This is a genomic window from Microvirga sp. P4_A5, from assembly GCF_056402495.1.
Window position 1 is genome coordinate 1 of sequence record NZ_JBFUHH010000215.1, and the last position, 685, is coordinate 685.

General features: G+C 63.8%; 1 protein-coding gene. It reads right to left on the bottom strand.

Translation table 11 applies throughout. The features are described from left to right. Positions 1-137: 137 nt before the first annotated feature. Positions 138-685: uracil-DNA glycosylase (locus tag AC1DVM_RS23215; RefSeq protein WP_477258510.1), on the bottom strand; the 548-nt coding region annotated here is incomplete at its 5' end.

Consider the following 685-nt stretch of genomic DNA (forward strand, 5'->3'; position numbering starts at 1 on the left):
GTCCTCGACATTCGACGAGGTTCTGAAATCATCCCAGCGCATGGCTCAAACCTTCTTGAAGAAAAACGCGGCACGCCGCTGCACTTTATAAGCTGAAGCGTAAGGGCAAGTTCCGTCGGCTGCAAAAAGTCTAAGGCTCATTCCCGCCCGTCGAGGGCGCGGCGCAGGGCCTGAAAGTCGCGCCATCCCAGCCGCTTCTGCAAGGGCTGGCGCAGCAGGTAGGCGGGGTGGAGCGTCGGCAGGGTGCGGATCTGGCGCCCGTCGACGGTCTTGTAGGTGGACCAGCGGCCGCGGGCCCGCAGGATGCCCTCCTTGGTGTCGAGCAGGTTCTGGGCCGATGGTCCGCCCAGGCAAAGCATGAATTCGGGCGAAGCCAGTTCGATCTGTCGTTCGATGAAGGGCTTGCAGATGGCGATTTCCTGCGGCGTCGGCGTGCGGTTTCCCGGCGGACGCCACGGCACGATATTGGCAATATAGACCTGGGTGCGGTCGAGGCCGATGGAAGCCAGCATCCGATCGAGCAACTGGCCGGACCGACCCATGAAGGGCTTTCCCGCCCGGTCCTCCTCGCCGCCCGGCGCCTCGCCCACCAGCATGACGCGGCTTTGCGGGTTGCCGTCGCTGAAGACCAGGTTTCGGGCGCTGAACTTCAAGGCGCACCCGTCGAAATGCCCGAGGATTTCCT